The sequence below is a fragment of the Streptomyces sp. PTL18 genome, from assembly GCF_059510295.1.
Genome location: NZ_JCAJZO010000009.1, coordinates 218,442 through 232,906, shown reverse-complemented (window position 1 = coordinate 232,906; position 14,465 = coordinate 218,442). Strand labels below are relative to the sequence as shown.

At 71.9% G+C, this 14,465-nt stretch carries 14 protein-coding genes; 8 read left to right on the top strand and 6 right to left on the bottom strand.

The features are described from left to right. The first annotated feature begins 83 nt into the window (after positions 1 to 83). The 3 genes from AC5WS8_RS19690 (at position 84) to AC5WS8_RS19680 (ending at position 3,473) form a co-directional block, all read left to right on the top strand. Positions 84 to 1,928, top strand: a complete 1,845-nt coding sequence (locus AC5WS8_RS19690) for a S1C family serine protease (RefSeq protein WP_496104720.1) — start codon at positions 84 to 86, stop codon at positions 1,926 to 1,928. A 196-nt stretch (positions 1,929 to 2,124) separates the two neighbouring features. Next, positions 2,125 to 2,574, top strand: coding sequence for a sec-independent translocase (locus AC5WS8_RS19685; RefSeq protein ID WP_496104719.1), 450 nt, complete (start codon positions 2,125 to 2,127; stop codon positions 2,572 to 2,574). Positions 2,575 to 2,816: 242 nt separating this feature from the next. Further along, a complete protein-coding gene (locus AC5WS8_RS19680; protein ID WP_496104718.1) occupies positions 2,817 to 3,473 on the top strand; it encodes a hypothetical protein in 657 nt (218 codons plus the stop codon). A gap of 121 nt (positions 3,474 to 3,594) precedes the next feature. On the opposite strand, the gene AC5WS8_RS19675 is transcribed toward AC5WS8_RS19680, so the two are convergent. From AC5WS8_RS19675 to AC5WS8_RS19665, 3 genes are read right to left on the bottom strand one after another with little or no spacing between them, the layout of a single operon-like run. Next, entirely contained in the window at positions 3,595 to 4,728 is a 1,134-nt protein-coding gene (locus AC5WS8_RS19675) for an Mrp/NBP35 family ATP-binding protein (protein WP_496104717.1), read from the bottom strand. Positions 4,729 to 4,770: 42 nt separating this feature from the next. After that, complete coding sequence (locus tag AC5WS8_RS19670; protein WP_496104716.1) at positions 4,771 to 5,349, bottom strand: DUF1003 domain-containing protein; 579 nt, start codon at positions 5,347 to 5,349, stop codon at positions 4,771 to 4,773. Next, complete coding sequence (locus tag AC5WS8_RS19665) at positions 5,339 to 6,619, bottom strand: magnesium transporter MgtE N-terminal domain-containing protein (RefSeq protein WP_496104715.1); 1,281 nt, start codon at positions 6,617 to 6,619, stop codon at positions 5,339 to 5,341. The genes AC5WS8_RS19670 and AC5WS8_RS19665 overlap by 11 nt, the downstream gene beginning before the upstream one ends. Before the next feature lie 174 nt (positions 6,620 to 6,793). On the opposite strand from AC5WS8_RS19665, the gene AC5WS8_RS19660 reads away from it, so the two are divergent. Continuing rightward, a complete protein-coding gene (locus AC5WS8_RS19660; protein WP_496104714.1) occupies positions 6,794 to 7,549 on the top strand; it encodes a fimbrillin family protein in 756 nt (251 codons plus the stop codon). Between the two features lie 178 nt (positions 7,550 to 7,727). Here AC5WS8_RS19660 and AC5WS8_RS19655 read toward each other — a convergent pair whose 3' ends face one another. Next, positions 7,728 to 8,249 (bottom strand): hypothetical protein, encoded by a 522-nt coding sequence (locus AC5WS8_RS19655; RefSeq protein ID WP_496104713.1) that lies wholly within the window; start codon positions 8,247 to 8,249, stop codon positions 7,728 to 7,730. A gap of 34 nt (positions 8,250 to 8,283) precedes the next feature. After that, complete coding sequence (locus tag AC5WS8_RS19650; RefSeq protein ID WP_496104712.1) at positions 8,284 to 9,399, bottom strand: magnesium and cobalt transport protein CorA; 1,116 nt, start codon at positions 9,397 to 9,399, stop codon at positions 8,284 to 8,286. A gap of 511 nt (positions 9,400 to 9,910) precedes the next feature. Between AC5WS8_RS19650 and AC5WS8_RS19645 the strand changes: the two genes are divergently transcribed. Continuing rightward, entirely contained in the window at positions 9,911 to 10,495 is a 585-nt protein-coding gene (locus tag AC5WS8_RS19645) for a suppressor of fused domain protein (RefSeq protein WP_496104711.1), read from the top strand. A gap of 42 nt (positions 10,496 to 10,537) precedes the next feature. On the opposite strand, the gene AC5WS8_RS19640 is transcribed toward AC5WS8_RS19645, so the two are convergent. Continuing rightward, a complete protein-coding gene (locus AC5WS8_RS19640; protein ID WP_496104710.1) occupies positions 10,538 to 11,842 on the bottom strand; it encodes an MFS transporter in 1,305 nt (434 codons plus the stop codon). Positions 11,843 to 12,014: 172 nt separating this feature from the next. Between AC5WS8_RS19640 and AC5WS8_RS19635 the strand changes: the two genes are divergently transcribed. The 3 genes from AC5WS8_RS19635 (at position 12,015) to AC5WS8_RS19625 (ending at position 14,403) form a co-directional block, all read left to right on the top strand. After that, positions 12,015 to 12,656: a DUF6758 family protein gene (locus AC5WS8_RS19635; RefSeq protein ID WP_496104709.1), complete on the top strand. Its 642-nt coding sequence runs from the start codon at positions 12,015 to 12,017 to the stop codon at positions 12,654 to 12,656. A gap of 127 nt (positions 12,657 to 12,783) precedes the next feature. Beyond that, positions 12,784 to 13,650 (top strand): PHP domain-containing protein, encoded by an 867-nt coding sequence (locus AC5WS8_RS19630; protein WP_496104708.1) that lies wholly within the window; start codon positions 12,784 to 12,786, stop codon positions 13,648 to 13,650. Between the two features lie 147 nt (positions 13,651 to 13,797). After that, positions 13,798 to 14,403 carry a MarC family protein gene (locus tag AC5WS8_RS19625; RefSeq protein ID WP_496104707.1) on the top strand — a complete coding sequence of 202 codons (606 nt, stop codon included), beginning with the start codon at positions 13,798 to 13,800 and terminating at the stop codon, positions 14,401 to 14,403. Positions 14,404 to 14,465 lie beyond the last annotated feature (62 nt).

Below are 14,465 nucleotides of genomic sequence, written 5' to 3'. Positions count from 1 at the left end.
GCCCGCGCCCGCGCAAGCGTTTCCGGCGCGGCAACGACAGCTCGACGGCGGCCTCCGTGCCGCCGGCCGGATGTGGGGAGACCATGAACGAGGGCAAGCCGGTCCCTGCGGGAGGACCGGAGCAGAGGGCGAGCGAGTCCGGGGCGGCACCCGAGGCCGAGGGGCCGATGGGCGGCGGTACGGCACCGGGCGGACAGTCGGGCGGCGACTTCGAACTGCCCGCCCCTGCCGGGGCACGCCCTTCCGGCGACGCCGACGCCGGCGGCGACTTCGAGCTGGAGCGCCCTGCCTCGGCCCAAACCGGGGACGGAGCCGGTGCCGTCGCGGAGCCCCGTGCCGTCGACGCGGACGGAGACGCCGAGGTGGAGCGCCCGGTCACCGTCGGTGCGGCGCAGGCAGGTCCCGCCGAGCACCTCGACCCTCGGCGGGGCGGCGGCCCCCGGCAGGGCGGCGAGGCGCCCGACGCCCTGGACGGCCGCGTCAAGCCCCTTCACGAACCCGACCCCTACAACACCCCGCCCTACGGCGAACCGGGCCCCTGGGCGCCCGCCCCACCGGTCCAGCACCCGGCGGCGGCCTCCCCGCAGACCGCCGCCCCGCAGAGCGCGCCCGCACCCTCGGGCACGCCCATGCCGCCGCCCGGCCCGCCCGTGCCCGGCGTGACTGCGATGTCCGCGCCGCCCGCCGCCCCGGTGCCCGGCGGCCCCGCCGACCGGAGCGGTGCGCCCTCGTTCCCTTTCCCCTGGCAGAACTACGACCCGTGGGCGCCCCGTGCCCCCTTCCAGCAGACCGGCACTGCGGCGCCCGGCACGGAGCAGCAGCGGCGCGGCCGGAAGACGCTCGTTCTCGCCGGCGTCTTGATCGCGTTGCTGTCCGGAGGGGTCGGCGGTGTCGTCGGCGCCGCGTGGGAGCAGGGCGTCGGCGTCGGCGAGGTGCGGCTGCCGCAGGCGGGGAAGGAGCCCGCGGGGCGTGCCCCGGACAGCGTCGCCGGGATCGCGGCACGGGCGCTGCCCAGCGTCGTCACCCTGCACGTCAAGGGCAGCTCCGAGGAGGGCACCGGCACCGGCTTCGTCCTGGACGGGCGCGGGCACATCCTCACCAACAACCATGTCGTGGAACCGGCGGCGGCCGGCGGCGAGATAACGGTGACGTTCAACGGCGGTCAGAGCGCCAAGGCCACCGTCGTCGGGCATGACGCCGGCTACGACCTCGCCGTCGTCGAGGTCACCGGCGTCCGCGGTCTGACCCCCCTGCCCCTCGGCAACTCCGACAACGTGGAGGTCGGTGACCCCGTCGTCGCCATCGGCGCGCCCTTCGACCTCGCCGGCACCGTCACCTCCGGCATCATCAGCGCCAAGGAACGGCCCATCACCGCGGGCGGCGAGAAGGGCGACGGCGGTGACGTGTCGTACGTCGACGCCCTGCAGACCGACGCCCCGATCAACCCGGGCAACTCCGGCGGTCCCCTCCTCGACGGCAAGGGCCGCGTCGTCGGCATCAACTCCGCCATCCGTTCGGCCGACAGCGGATCCGACCAGAGCGGCCAGGCCGGTTCCATCGGGCTCGGCTTCGCCATCCCCGTCAACCAGGCCAAGCGCGTGGCCGAGGAGCTGATCAACACCGGAAGGGCCACCCACCCGGTGATCGGTGTCACGCTCGACATGAACTACACGGGAGACGGCGCCCGGGTCGGCGCCAAGGGCGCCGGCGGCGGCCCCGCCGTCACCCGGGGCGGTGCCGGCGACAGGGCCGGCATCAAGGCCGGCGACGTCATCACGGAGGTCGACGGCGTACGCGTCCACTCGGGGGAGGAGCTGATCGTCAGGACCCGCGCCCACCGCCCCGGCGACCGGCTGGAGCTGACCGTGGTCCGCGGCGGGGCCGAACGGAGGATCACGCTCGTCCTCGGCGCGGCGGACGGCAGCTGACGCGGACCCCCACAAGGCCGGGCGGAACCGCCCCACAGGCAAACAACCCGGAAAACCCGTCGTGCACACGCGGCCGGCGTGCCGGGACAGTACCGGTACGACGGGAACGCCGGGTACCGTGGAGCCGGCCCGGACCACGGAAGACCCGCACAGACCACCGAGGGCCGAGGACCGAGGACATCGCAAGGAGCTTCAGGTGTTCAATGACATAGGGCCGCTCGAGCTGGTCACGCTCGCGGTCATCGCCGTGCTCGTCTTCGGTCCGGAAAAGCTCCCGAAGGCCATCCAGGACGTCACGCGCACGATCCGCAAGATCCGCGAGTTCTCGGAGAGCGCCAAGCAGGACATCCGCAATGAACTGGGCCCGGAGTTCAAGGACTTCGAGTTCGAGGACCTCAACCCCAAGACGTTCATTCGCAAGCACCTGGACAACGACGAGCTGGGGCTCAAGGAGATCCGCAACGGCTTCGACCTGAAGAAGGAGATGGCCGAGGTCACGGACGCGGTCCACGGCCGCGAGCCCGAGTCCTCCTCGTCCTCCTCGCCGACGTCCTCCGGTCCCACCGGCGGCGGGGTCGACATGACGAAGAAGCCCGCGAGCACCGACCCCGACGAGCGCCCGCCCTTCGACGCGGACGCCACCTGAGCCCTACGCGCCACGCCGGCCCGGCGTCCCCCGGACCGGCGTGATGTGACGCAGCCCATACGCCCATCGGCGTGCGTACGGCCGTATTGCGCCGTGCCATGGGTGGCACGCGCCGGGCGTTTCCCTGCTGTTCGGAGCGCTGTGGCTATGCTGCCCAGTTGTTGTGCGGACCGATTGGAGCGAGGACGCCCGTGGGGGGCGGGCCGCTCGGGTCCGACGAGAGCGAGGAGGCGTCCGGGCAGATGGAGACGACGAGTCGGGTGGACGCGCAGGCGTCGGCCGCGGAGGGCGGACCACAGCTCCCCTTCGCCCGCCGCACGGTCGACGGCTATCTCCGGGCACCCTTCCCGTGGTACGGCCTCGACGAGGCGTTCACGGGGCAGCGCTGGCTGATGCAGGTGGGCACCGCGGCCGACGGGACCGTGGAACACGGGTCCATCGGACACGGGGACGAGCCGTCCGTGCGGAACGAGGCCACCGAGGACAAGGAGAAGTTCGCGGTCGTGGTCACCGTCGCGGCGAACCCCGTACGGCACAGTCCGGACGGCACCGGCGTGCTGGAGGCCACGTCGGTCTCGTCCGCGGCGTGGCTGGCGGGCGTGGGACTGCTGTCGTTCACCTGGCCGGGCCAGCTGGACCACACCCTGCGTGACGACTGGCTGGACCAGCAGACCGAGACGGCGTGGGTCCTCGCGGACGACCTGGCCGGGCCCGCGTGGTCGACGCTGTCCCTGCCGGTGGACGGTGCGCCGACGTCGTTCCACTACCGGGAGTCCGAGTTCGGCTGGGTGCTCGCCGGGTCCACGGAGGCCGGGGTGCATGTCGGGGCGTACGGCAGAGGCATGAGCGCGTACGGCCTGGGCTTCGCCGTGGTTAAGGACATCTCGGCGTACGCGTAGCGGTGGGGCACCGTCGGCCGCGGTGCCTCCCGCCTCGGAACGCCAGGCCGTCAACGGGTGCGGGCCGTGCGTGGCTGGTCGCGCCGTTCCCCGCGCCCCCTGCGGGGCGCGGGGAAACACCCTAGAACTTGTTCTTGGGCGTGATCCCCAGCGACAGCCCGGCCAGGCCCCGCTGCCGTCCCCCGAGCTTGCCCGCGATCGCGCGCAGGGCCGAGCCCGCCGGGGAGTCCGGGTCCGTGAGGACCACCGGCCTGCCCTCGTCGCCGCCCTCGCGCAGGCGGACGTCGATGGGGATGGAACCGAGGACCGGGACCGTGGTGCCGGTCGTGCGGCTGAGGCCGTCGGCGACCAGCTGGCCGCCGCCCGTTCCGAAGACGTCGACCATCTCCCCGCAGTGCGGGCAGGGCAGGCCGGACATGTTCTCGACCACGCCCACGATCTTCTGATGGGTCTGCACGGCGATCGAGCCCGCCCGCTCGGCCACCTCGGCCGCCGCCTGCTGCGGGGTCGTCACCACCAGGATCTCGGCGTTCGGGACCAGCTGGGCCACGGAGATGGCGATGTCACCGGTGCCGGGCGGCAGGTCGAGCAGCAGCACGTCCAGGTCGCCCCAGTACACGTCCGCGAGGAACTGCTGCAGCGCGCGGTGCAGCATCGGGCCGCGCCAGACGACGGGTGCGTTGCCCGGGGTGAACATGCCGATCGAGATGACCTTCACACCGTTCGCGGACGGCGGCATGATCATGTTCTCGACCTGGGTGGGGCGTCCGTCCGCACCCAGCATGCGCGGCACGCTGTGGCCGTAGATGTCGGCGTCCACGACACCGACCTTCAGACCGTCCGCGGCCATCGCCGCCGCCAGGTTCACCGTCACCGAGGACTTGCCGACGCCGCCCTTGCCGGAGGCCACCGCGTAGACCCGGGTGAGGGAGCCCGGCTTGGCGAAGGGCACCTCACGCTCGGCCTGACCGCCGCGCAGGGCGGTCGCCAGTTCCCGGCGCTGTTCGTCGCTCATCACGTCCAGCGTGACGTCGACGCGGGTGACGCCCTCGACGCGCGAGACCGCCTCGGTCACGCGCTGCGTGATCGTGTCCCGCATCGGGCAGCCCGAGACCGTCAGGTACACGGTGACCGCGACCGCTCCGTCCGCGCCGATCTCCACCGATTTGACCATCCCCAGCTCGGTGATGGGTCGATGGATCTCGGGGTCGTTCACCGTCGCCAGCGCTTCGCGCACCGCGTCTTCCGTAGCCATAAGGAGATGGTACGGCCCGCCCCGGTGGCTGCGGGAAGCCCGTCAGCGGTCGTCTGCGTCACGTCCGCGCGCCCGTTCCGCCGGGAATACGACATGCCCGTCGGAGCGCCGCCGGTCCTCCAGTTCCTTCATGAGGTCCTGGAGTTCGGACCGTATCCAGTCCCGGGTGGCGACCTCGCCGAGACCCGTACGCAGCGCTGCGATCTCCCGGGTCAGGTACTCGGTGTCCGCGATCGACCGCTCGTTCTGCTTGCGGTCCTGCTCGAGGTTCACCCGGTCGCGGTCGTCCTGCCGGTTCTGCGCGAGCAGGATCAGCGGAGCGGCGTAGGAGGCCTGCAGTGACAGCACCAGCGTCAGGAAGATGAACGGGTACGGGTCCCAGCGCAGGTGGACCGGGGCGGTGATGTTCCAGCCCAGCCACACCACGATGACGACCGTCATCCAGACGATGAACCGCCCGGTGCCCAGGAAGCGCGCGATGCGCTCGGAGAGGCGTCCGAAGGCCTCCGGGTCCCACTCGGGCAGCAGGCGGGCGCGCCGACGCGGCTGCGGCTGGTCGAGCCTGAGGCGCCGGGTGGCTGCGGTCGCGCCGGAGGGGAGCTTCTCGCGGTCAGGAGCCATCGGTGACCCCCTCCTCGTGCAGGTCGAACTCCGTCTCGCGCCAGTCCTCGGGGAGCATGTGGTCCAGTACGTCGTCCACGGTCACCGCGCCGAGCAGCGAGCCGGCCTCGTCGACGACGGGCGCCGCGACCATGTCGTAGGTCGCGAAGAAGCCGGCCACCACGGGAAGCGGCGCGTCGGGCGCGAGCGGCTGCAGGTCGTCGTCGACGAGCGAGCTGACCAGCGTGTACGGCGGGTCCCGCAGCAGCCGCTGGAAGTGCACGGTTCCCAGGTACTTCCCGGTGGGCGTCTCGTCCGGCGGACGGCAGACGTACACCTGCGCGGCGAGCGCGGGGGACAGGTCGGGATTGCGGACCCGGGCGAGCGCGTCGGCGACGGTGGCGTCGGGCCGCAGCACGATCGGCTCGGTGGTCATCAGGCCGCCCGCGGTCTTCTCCTCGTACGCCATCAGACGGCGCATGTCGGCCGCGTCGGCGGGCTGCATCAGGCTCAGCAGCCGCTCCTTCTCCTCCTCCGGCAGCTCGGCGAGCAGGTCGGCGGCGTCGTCCGGGTCCATCGCCTCCAGGACGTCCGCGGCGCGCTCCTCCTTCAGCTTGCCGAGGATCTCGATCTGGTCGTCCTCGGGGAGCTCTTCGAGCACATCGGCGAGCCGGTCGTCGTCGAGGGCGGCGGCGACCTCGGCGCGGCGCTTGGGGGACAGGTGGTGCAGCACGTTGGCGAGATCGGCAGCCCGCAGCTGTTCGAAGGTGGCCAGCAGGCTCTCGGCGCCCTGCCCGTGCTCCTCCAGAGAGAACCCGGTCACCGCCGACCACTCCACCGTCAGCGTTTCGCCCCTGCTGCGCCGGAACGCGCCGCCCCTCCCCTTGCGCACGAAGACCCGGTCGAGCTCCCAGTCGCGGCGGGCCGGGAGCTGCTGCACGGACAGATCCAGGACGGTGACCTCCTCGCCGGTCTCGACGAGTGTGACGTGCCGGTCGAGCAGCTCCCCGAAGACCAGCCGCTCGGTGGGCCGCTGTTCGAAGCGGCGCACGTTGAGGACGCCGGTGGTGATGACCTGGCCGGACTCGATGCCGGTCACCCGGGTCATGGGCAGGAAGATACGGCGGCGGGTGGCGAGTTCGACGACCAGGCCCAGCAGCCGCGGGGGGCGACGCCCCACCCGCAACATGACGACCAGGTCGCGCACGCGCCCCACCTGGTCGCCGGTGGGGTCGAAGACGGCGACTCCGGCCAGGTGTGAGACGAAGATCCGCGGGGCGCTCGCGGCCATGCCCGCGCCTCCTTTTCCTGCTGATTTGTCCGCTCACGTGGGCTTCAGGCTAGCCCGTCCCGGTGCGCCGCGCCCTTGCGGGGGGTGCGGTCGGACCGGCTCCGGAAGGCCTCCCGGGCACCGGTACCCTGCGGTACGCCGATGAGGACTCCCGTATGAGAGGTAGCCCCGCCTGTGACCGCCATTCCCCAGGGCCGTAACCGCAGGGCCGCGCTGGTGCGCGCGATGTGCGCGCTGGTCGTGGCGGGGGCGGGGCTCGCGGGGTGCGGCAGCGGGGATCCGGACGCCGGGACCAACGGGGTCGGCAGACTGCCCGCCGACACGATCCAGAGCCGGACGCGCACGGCGGCCAGGTCGGCGCCGTCGGTCCATCTGTCCGGCACCGTCGTCAGCAACGGCGGCACCTACACCCTGGACATGCGGTTGAAGGGGGACGGCGGCAGCGGATCGGTCACCGCCAAGAACGGAACGTTCCGGCTGCTGCGGGTGGGCAAGCACCTGTTCCTGAAGGCCGACGCGGCGTTCTGGAACCAGCAGGACGGATCGGGGAGCGGCGGGGGCTCGGCGGCAGCGGCCGGAAAGCTGGACGGGAAGTACGTGAAAGTGCCCTCGGACGACCCGGCCTACCACCGCTTCAGCGGCTTCACCGACAAGGACGCCCTGCTGGACGGGCTCCTCGCGCTGCACGGCACGCTGACGACGGACGGCCACCACGAGCAGAACGGCGTCCGCACCATCCGCATCACCGGCGACAAGGGCGCCGGCGGCAGCCTGGACGTCTCCCTGGAGGGAAGCCCGTATCCGCTGAGCCTGGTCAGGGCAGGCAACGCCGGGACGCTCCGCCTGTCGGAGTGGGGCAAGGACTTCTCCTTGGCCGAGCCCCCGAAGGAGGAGACGGTGGACTACGGGAAGCAGCTGCCGTCGTCGTAACGGGCGTGGCTGCGGGCAACCCCTCCGCGGGCAGTCGTGCCGCCGGGGCGGCACGGGCGGGCGCAGCGGCATCCCGACGCCGGGTTGCGCAGCCTCCCCGCCTGGCCCGGGTCGGAAGTGCGCGATGCGCTCCCGGCCGGCCCCGGCCGGGAACTCCCGGTGCCTCGCGCGGCGCCGCTCAGCCGTGGCGCTTGCGCCGCAGCAGCCGCGGCAGCGCCGCCGGGATCGGGCGCCGCGTCGTGGCCGGGGTCGGCACGGGGCGTGCGGCCTGGGAGCCGGAGGACAGCGGCACCGTCGTCCCGCGCGGCTCCAGGCGGAGCACCCGGCACTCCCGGCGCCACCGCTCCGGCATCTCCTCCCCGTCGGGCGCGTTCAGCCGCTTGCCCTTCAGCTCCGCGACCGCGCCCTCCCACTCGGGCGACCCCGGCGCCAACTCCACCACCGTCGCGGTCCAGGTGACGATCCGGCCGCCCTTGTCCTTGCTGCGTACCGTCACGACCGCGTCCCCGCCGTCGACCAGGCCGGGCAGCGGCTGCTCGCCGGCTCCGCCGCCCACCACGCACGCCGCGCCCTCGTACCACACGTGCCACAGCGCACGCGCGGTCGCGTCGGCCGACGACGCCGCGCCCTGGACCCAGATGAGCCCGGACTTCTTGGTGGCCTCCTCGACCAGGGCCCGCTCGAGCAGCTCGCTTGTCATGCGCCCAGCCTAGCCGGCACCCGGCAGGCGCCCCTCACAGCCAGCCGTTCCGCTTCAGCATGCGGTGGATGCCCACACAGATGGCCACCGTGACGCCCATGATCGCCGGGTAGCCGTACTTCCAGTGCAGCTCGGGCATGTACGTGAAGTTCATGCCGTACACCCCGCACACCATCGTCGGCACGGCGATGATCGCCGCCCACGCGGTGATCTTCCGCATGTCCTCGTTCTGTGCGACGGACGCCTGCGCCAGGTTGGCCTGGAGGATCGAGTTCAGCAGTTCGTCGAAGCCCAGCACCTGCTCGTTGACGCGGGCGAGGTGGTCGGCCACGTCGCGGAAGTACTTCTGGATGTCCGGGTCGATCAGGCGCATCGGCCGCTCGCTCAGCAGCTGCATCGGCCGCAGCAGCGGCGCCACCGCACGCTTGAACTCCAGGACCTCACGCTTGAGTTGGTAGATCCGGCCGGCGTCCGTGCCGCGCGGCGTGCCCTTGCGGCCCGGGGAGAACACCTCGGTCTCCACCTCGTCGATGTCGTCCTGCAGGGCGTCCGCCACCGCGATGTACCCGTCGACGACGTGGTCGGCGATCGCGTGGAGCACCGCCGAGGGGCCCTTGGCGAGCAGTTCGGGCTCGTCCTGCAGCCGGTGCCGCAGCGTCCTGAGCGAGCCCTTGCCGCCGTGCCGGACGGTGATGAAGAAGTCCCGTCCGGTGAAGCACATGACCTCGCCGCTCTCGACGACCTCGCTGTTGGCGGTCAGCCGGTCGTGGTCGACGTAGTGGATCGTCTTGAAGACGGTGAAGAGGGAGTCGTCGTACCGCTCCAGCTTCGGACGCTGGTGCGCCTGCACCGCGTCCTCGACGGCCAGCGGGTGCAGCCCGAACTCGCGGGCGATACCGGCGAATTCGGCCTCGGTCGGCTCGTGCAGCCCGATCCACACGAACCCTCCGTCGCGCCGCACCAGCCGCATCGCCTCGTGCGGTGACAGCGGCTGCTGCGTCTGGACGCGGACGCCGTCGCGGTAGACGGCGCAGTCGACGACGGCGGACGGCGTCGCGGGGTCACGCGTGGTGTCGTACGCGCCGTTGTCCTTCCGCGGGGTGGTGCGGGTGGGGCGGACCACGGCGCGCAGGTCACGGATCATCGACATGGCAGGGCTCCTTCGCGACGAGCAGCGAAAGGCCACGAGGAACGGGTGGAACTACCCGGAATGGGGACGTCCTGGCTGCGGAGGTTTGGCACGTCCACAAAGCGGGGAGCACCGCACCGTCACGGTGGCGGGCTTCGCTGCTGATTCAGCTACTGACTGAGATCAGACAGATCAGGCAAAGCGAAACGAAGTGCTCTTCCGTGGTGACGCGAACGCGAGATGCGAGAGGTGACAGCCGACGGGAGTCAGAACAGCCGCGTCAGCGGCCGGAAGAGCGGGTGGTACTGCACGGTCGACTTCGATCCATGACAGCCCCACCTCCTCCGGCCGGTCCCTGGTGAGGGACGATCCATTCCCTGGTTAGAGGGTGCCCCCGCAGGGGAGTCTCATGGGTGTCGGGCTTGACGAGACGCTTTTTCGCGCTGCCCGAAACCATCCGGCCAAGAGTATCAGCCGACAGAAGTGTCAAGGCGCTGCTTTGCCCGGTACTGGCGAGTTCTATGCTCGCCGCATGGTTGATGTTCTTCCTCTGGTCGAGGCCCGGTTGCGCACCGCCCTGGGCGAGCCGGACGCGCGCGCCGCGGTCACCTTCCTCGGCACGGACCGCATCGAGGTGCTCCGCTTCCACGAGGGCGACATCGTCCGCTACGCCACCCTCGGCATGTCCGCACGGCCCATGACGGACCCCACCGCCGTGCTCGCCGACCCGGTCAAGGGGCCCCGCGCCGAGCTGGTCCTCTCCGTGCGCGGCGGCCTCGCCGACACCGGCAAGGTGCTGCGCCCGCTCGCCGTGCTCGCCGCGTCCCCGCAGGTCGAGGGCTTGGTCGTGGCCCCAGGTGCCTCGCTGGACGTGGGCGAACCGCTGTGGCCCGGGGCCCCGTTCACCTCCGTCCTGGTGGCCGAACCCGGCGGCCTGGTCGAGGATCTGGAGCTCGACGAACCACTGGATCCCGTACGGTTTCTCCCGCTGCTTCCGATGACCCCGAACGAGGCCGCCTGGAAGCGGGTGCACGGTGCGCAGGCCCTTCAGGAGCGCTGGCTGGCGAACGGGACGGACCTGCGGGATCCCTCCCGCAGGTCCGTCCCGCTGGACTGAGGCCGCGCGTGAGCAAGCTCACCGACGTCCGGCCGGAAACGCTCACTTGGCGAAGACCGTGACACCGTCCTCGACCGCGTGCCGGCTCTCCGGTTCCTCGGCCATGGGGGTCCCCCCTGCTCCAGGGGCGCCGAGAGCCTGGGGGAGGGTGAGCGCCCCGCGCCGCAGAAGGACCACGACCGCCCCGAGGAGCGCCGTGAGCGCTCCCGCCACGAACGGCATGTGGATGTCGCTCCACTCCTCGATCTTCGGCGCGAGGTAGGGCGCGGCGGCCGCCGCGAACCACCGCACGAAGTTGTATCCCGCGCTCGCCACCGGGCGCGGCGCGTCCGAGACGCCGAGGGCCAGTTCGGTGTAGACGGTGTTGTTCACCCCGATGAACGCGCCGGACAGGATCGTGCAGACGATCGCGGTGGTGTGGTCGCCGTAGCCGAGCACGGCCACGTCGGCCGCGAGCAGCACCAGCGAACCGCCGAGCACCTTCAGCGAGCCGAACCGCTCCTGCATGCGCGGTGCCACGATCACCGAGAAGACCGCCAGCAGCACACCCCAGGCGAAGAACACGGCACCCGACTGGTACGGGGTCATGTCCAGAACGAAGGGCGTGAAGGCCAGCACGGTGAAGAACGTGTAGTTGTAGAAGAACGCCGAGACCGCCGCAGAGGCGAGACCGCCGTGGCCGAGCGCCTTGATCGGGTCCAGCAGCGAGGTCTTCCGCGCGGGCTTCGGCTGCTCCTTCAGGAACGCCGTGATGCACAGGAAGCCGACCGCCATCAGCGTCGCCGTACCGAAGAACGGGTAGCGCCAGCTGAGGTTCCCGAGCAGTGCGCCCAGCAGGGGGCCGCACGCCATGCCGAGGCCGAGCGCGGACTCGTACAGCAGGATGGCCGCCGCGCTGCCTCCGGCCGCCGCGCCGACGATCACCGCGAGGGCCGTGGAGACGAAGAGCGCGTTGCCGAGGCCCCACCCGGCCCGGTAGCCGACGAGCTGGGCCACCGAGCCCGAGGTGCCCGCGAGGCCCGCGAAGACCACCACGAAGGCGAGCCCGAGCAGCAGGGTCCTGCGGCCGCCGATGCGGCTGGAGACGAAGCCGATGACCAGCATCGCCACGGCGGTGATCAGGAAGTACGAGGTGAACAGCAGTGAGACCTGGCTGGGCGTCGCCTGCAGGCCCCTGGCGATGGACGGCAGGATCGGGTCGACGAGCCCGATGCCCATGAACGCGACGACGGACGCACCCGCGGTCGCCCACACGGCCTTCGGCTGCCGCAGCAGGCCGTCGGCCCCCGCGTCGAAGGGGTCCGCGTCGGCCCCCGTGGCGGGTTCTCCCCCTGGTGTGCTCTTCATGCTCTCCTCGCGTGTCCCGGAGCGGATGGTTGGCCTATACACACATTAAATTAGAGATGCTAATTAGTGCAACTGACATCTAGTTCTCCCGGGTGAAGCGGACGTGAGGGGCACACGCCGGACGGGTGATCGTCCTTGACGCGACGCGGGACGGGGAGGACCGTGGAGGCCTATGAGGGGCGAACCCAGTTGCCCGAAGTGCGGTGGCCGGGTCAGGGCTCCCGGACTCTTTGCCGACTCCTGGCAGTGCGATGTGCACGGCACCGTGCATCCGCTGCAGCCCGTGATCCCGCCCAGCGTCGAGGCCCTCAGTGTCGTGGTGCACCGCGCCCGGGTGCCGGTGTGGATGCCCTGGCCGCTGCCCGTCGGCTGGCTGTTCACGGGTGTGGCCTACGCGGGCGACGATCGCAGCGGGGGCCGCGCCACGGCCGTGGCCTGCTCCGGTCCGGGGCCGCTCGGTGGCGTGGGCGAGCTGATCCTGGTCGCGGAGGAACTGGGGGTCGGGCTCGGGGCCTGGTACGCGGGCATCGACGGGCCGGATCCCGGTCCGTACATGAACGTCGAGAAACCACCCCAGGCCAAGGTGCTCGCCGCCGGCCGCCCCACGCCCCTGTGGCACGTCTTCCGCACCCCCGACGACCGCGCGGTCTTCGCGGGGGAGGCGCGCGGCATCTGGCTGTGGGCGGTTGTCTGGCCCGAGCAGTCCGGCCTGCTGATGTACGACGAGATGGTGCTGACGGATCTGCGGGAGGCGGGTGCGGAGCTGGACCTGCTGCCCATCGGGGCGTTGTCGCCGCGCCTGCTGGAGCCGTGACGCGGCGCCGCGGCGGTCTTCCCGGGGTGTAGGGGGCGCAGCCCGGCTACGGGTGTGACGGCGGGCCCTGCCCTGCCGCTATCCTTGAGCGTCCCCTTCCGTCCCGTCACCGCCTGGAGCCCGTGTCGTGCGCATCGACCTGCACACCCACTCCACCGCCTCCGACGGCACGGACACCCCGGCCGAGCTGGTGCGGCGCGCCGCCGCGGCCGGACTGGACGTCGTCGCGCTCACCGACCACGACACCACCCGCGGTCACGCGGAGGCGATGGAGGCGCTGCCCGCGGGGCTGACGCTCGTCCCGGGCGCCGAGCTCTCCTGCCGGTACGAGGGCATCAGCATGCACATGCTGGCCTACCTCTTCGACCCCGAGGAGCCCGACCTGCTCGCCGAGCGCGAGCTGGTGCGGGACGACCGGGTGCCCCGCGCCCACGCCATGATCGGCAAGCTGCGGGAGCTGGGTGTGCCGATCACCTGGGAGCAGGTGGCCCGTATCGCGGGCGACGGCTCGGTCGGACGCCCGCACATCGCCTCCGCACTGGTGGAGCTGGGCGTCGTGGCCGGCGTCTCGGACGCGTTCACGCCCGAGTGGCTGGCCGACGGCGGACGCGCGTACGTGGAGAAGCACGAGACCGACCCCTTCGAGGCGATCCGGCTGGTCAAGGCGGCGGGCGGAGTGACCGTCTTCGCGCACCCGGCCGCCTCCAAGCGCGGCCGGACCGTGCCGGAGTCCGCCATCGCGGACCTCGCCGCCGCCGGGCTCGACGGCATCGAGGTCGACCACATGGACCACGACCCGGCGACCCGGGCGCGGCTGCGCGGCCTCGCCGCCGAGCTGGGGCTGCTGGCCACCGGCTCCTCCGACTACCACGGCAGCCGCAAGACGTGCGCGCTCGGCGAGTACACCACCGACCCGGAGGTGTACGGGGAGATCATCCGGCGGGCCACCGGCGCGTTCCCCGTCCCGGGTGCCGGCGGACTGCGCAGCGCCTGATCCTCCGCACCTCCTCTCCTCCTTCCACGGCACCCCGGCGCCCGCCGCCGCATCCGGTCGTCCCACGCCTGCGCGCGTGACGACGGCACCGGCGGCCGCGGGACGTCCGCCGCCGCATGCTCGTCCGTACCTCATCGCAAGGCACCCATGTTCGACGTCGCCGTCTTCGGTTCCCTCTTCCTGACCCTGTTCGTGATCATGGATCCCCCCGGGATCACCCCGATCTTCCTGGCGCTCACCGCCGGCCGCCCCGCCAAGGTGCAGAAGCGCATGGCCTTCCAGGCCGTCTGCGTGGCCGGAGGCGTCATCGCCGTGTTCGGCGTGCTCGGCCACCAGATCCTCAACTACCTGCATGTCTCCGTGCCCGCGCTCATGATCGCGGGCGGTCTGCTGCTCCTCCTGATCGCCCTCGACCTGCTGACCGGCAAGACGGACGAGCCGAAGCAGACCAAGGATGTCAACGTGGCCCTCGTGCCGCTCGGCATGCCGCTGCTGGCCGGACCGGGGGCGATCGTCTCGGTGATCCTCGCGGTGCAGAAGGCGGGCAGCGTGGGGACCCAGGTGTCCGTGTGGACGGCGATCCTCGCGATCCACGTCGTGCTGTGGCTGGTCATGCGCTACTCGCTGCTGATCATCCGCGTCATCAAGGACGGCGGGGTGGTCCTGGTGACCCGGCTCGCGGGCATGATGCTCTCCGCGATCGCCGTCCAGCAGATCATCAACGGGATCGTCCGCGTCATCCACGGAGCCTGATCGCCCGGGCCCGCCCCGTACGCGCGGAGCCCCGTACGGCACCATGCCGTACGGGGCTCCGA

Excerpts from the sequence above, each read along its gene's own strand:
- AC5WS8_RS19690 (WP_496104720.1), top strand. The coding sequence starts at position 84 with ATGAACGAGGGCAAGCCGGTCCCTGCGGGAGGACCGGAGCAGAGGGCG.
- AC5WS8_RS19680 (WP_496104718.1), top strand. The coding sequence starts at position 2,817 with ATGGAGACGACGAGTCGGGTGGACGCGCAGGCGTCGGCCGCGGAGGGC.
- AC5WS8_RS19675 (WP_496104717.1), bottom strand. The coding sequence starts at position 4,728 with ATGGCTACGGAAGACGCGGTGCGCGAAGCGCTGGCGACGGTGAACGAC.
- AC5WS8_RS19670 (WP_496104716.1), bottom strand. The coding sequence starts at position 5,349 with ATGGCTCCTGACCGCGAGAAGCTCCCCTCCGGCGCGACCGCAGCCACC.
- AC5WS8_RS19665 (WP_496104715.1), bottom strand. The coding sequence starts at position 6,619 with ATGGCCGCGAGCGCCCCGCGGATCTTCGTCTCACACCTGGCCGGAGTC.
- AC5WS8_RS19655 (WP_496104713.1), bottom strand. The coding sequence starts at position 8,249 with ATGACAAGCGAGCTGCTCGAGCGGGCCCTGGTCGAGGAGGCCACCAAG.
- AC5WS8_RS19650 (WP_496104712.1), bottom strand. The coding sequence starts at position 9,399 with ATGTCGATGATCCGTGACCTGCGCGCCGTGGTCCGCCCCACCCGCACC.
- AC5WS8_RS19645 (WP_496104711.1), top strand. The coding sequence starts at position 9,911 with ATGGTTGATGTTCTTCCTCTGGTCGAGGCCCGGTTGCGCACCGCCCTG.
- AC5WS8_RS19640 (WP_496104710.1), bottom strand. The coding sequence starts at position 11,842 with ATGAAGAGCACACCAGGGGGAGAACCCGCCACGGGGGCCGACGCGGAC.
- AC5WS8_RS19635 (WP_496104709.1), top strand. The coding sequence starts at position 12,015 with ATGAGGGGCGAACCCAGTTGCCCGAAGTGCGGTGGCCGGGTCAGGGCT.
- AC5WS8_RS19625 (WP_496104707.1), top strand. The coding sequence starts at position 13,798 with ATGTTCGACGTCGCCGTCTTCGGTTCCCTCTTCCTGACCCTGTTCGTG.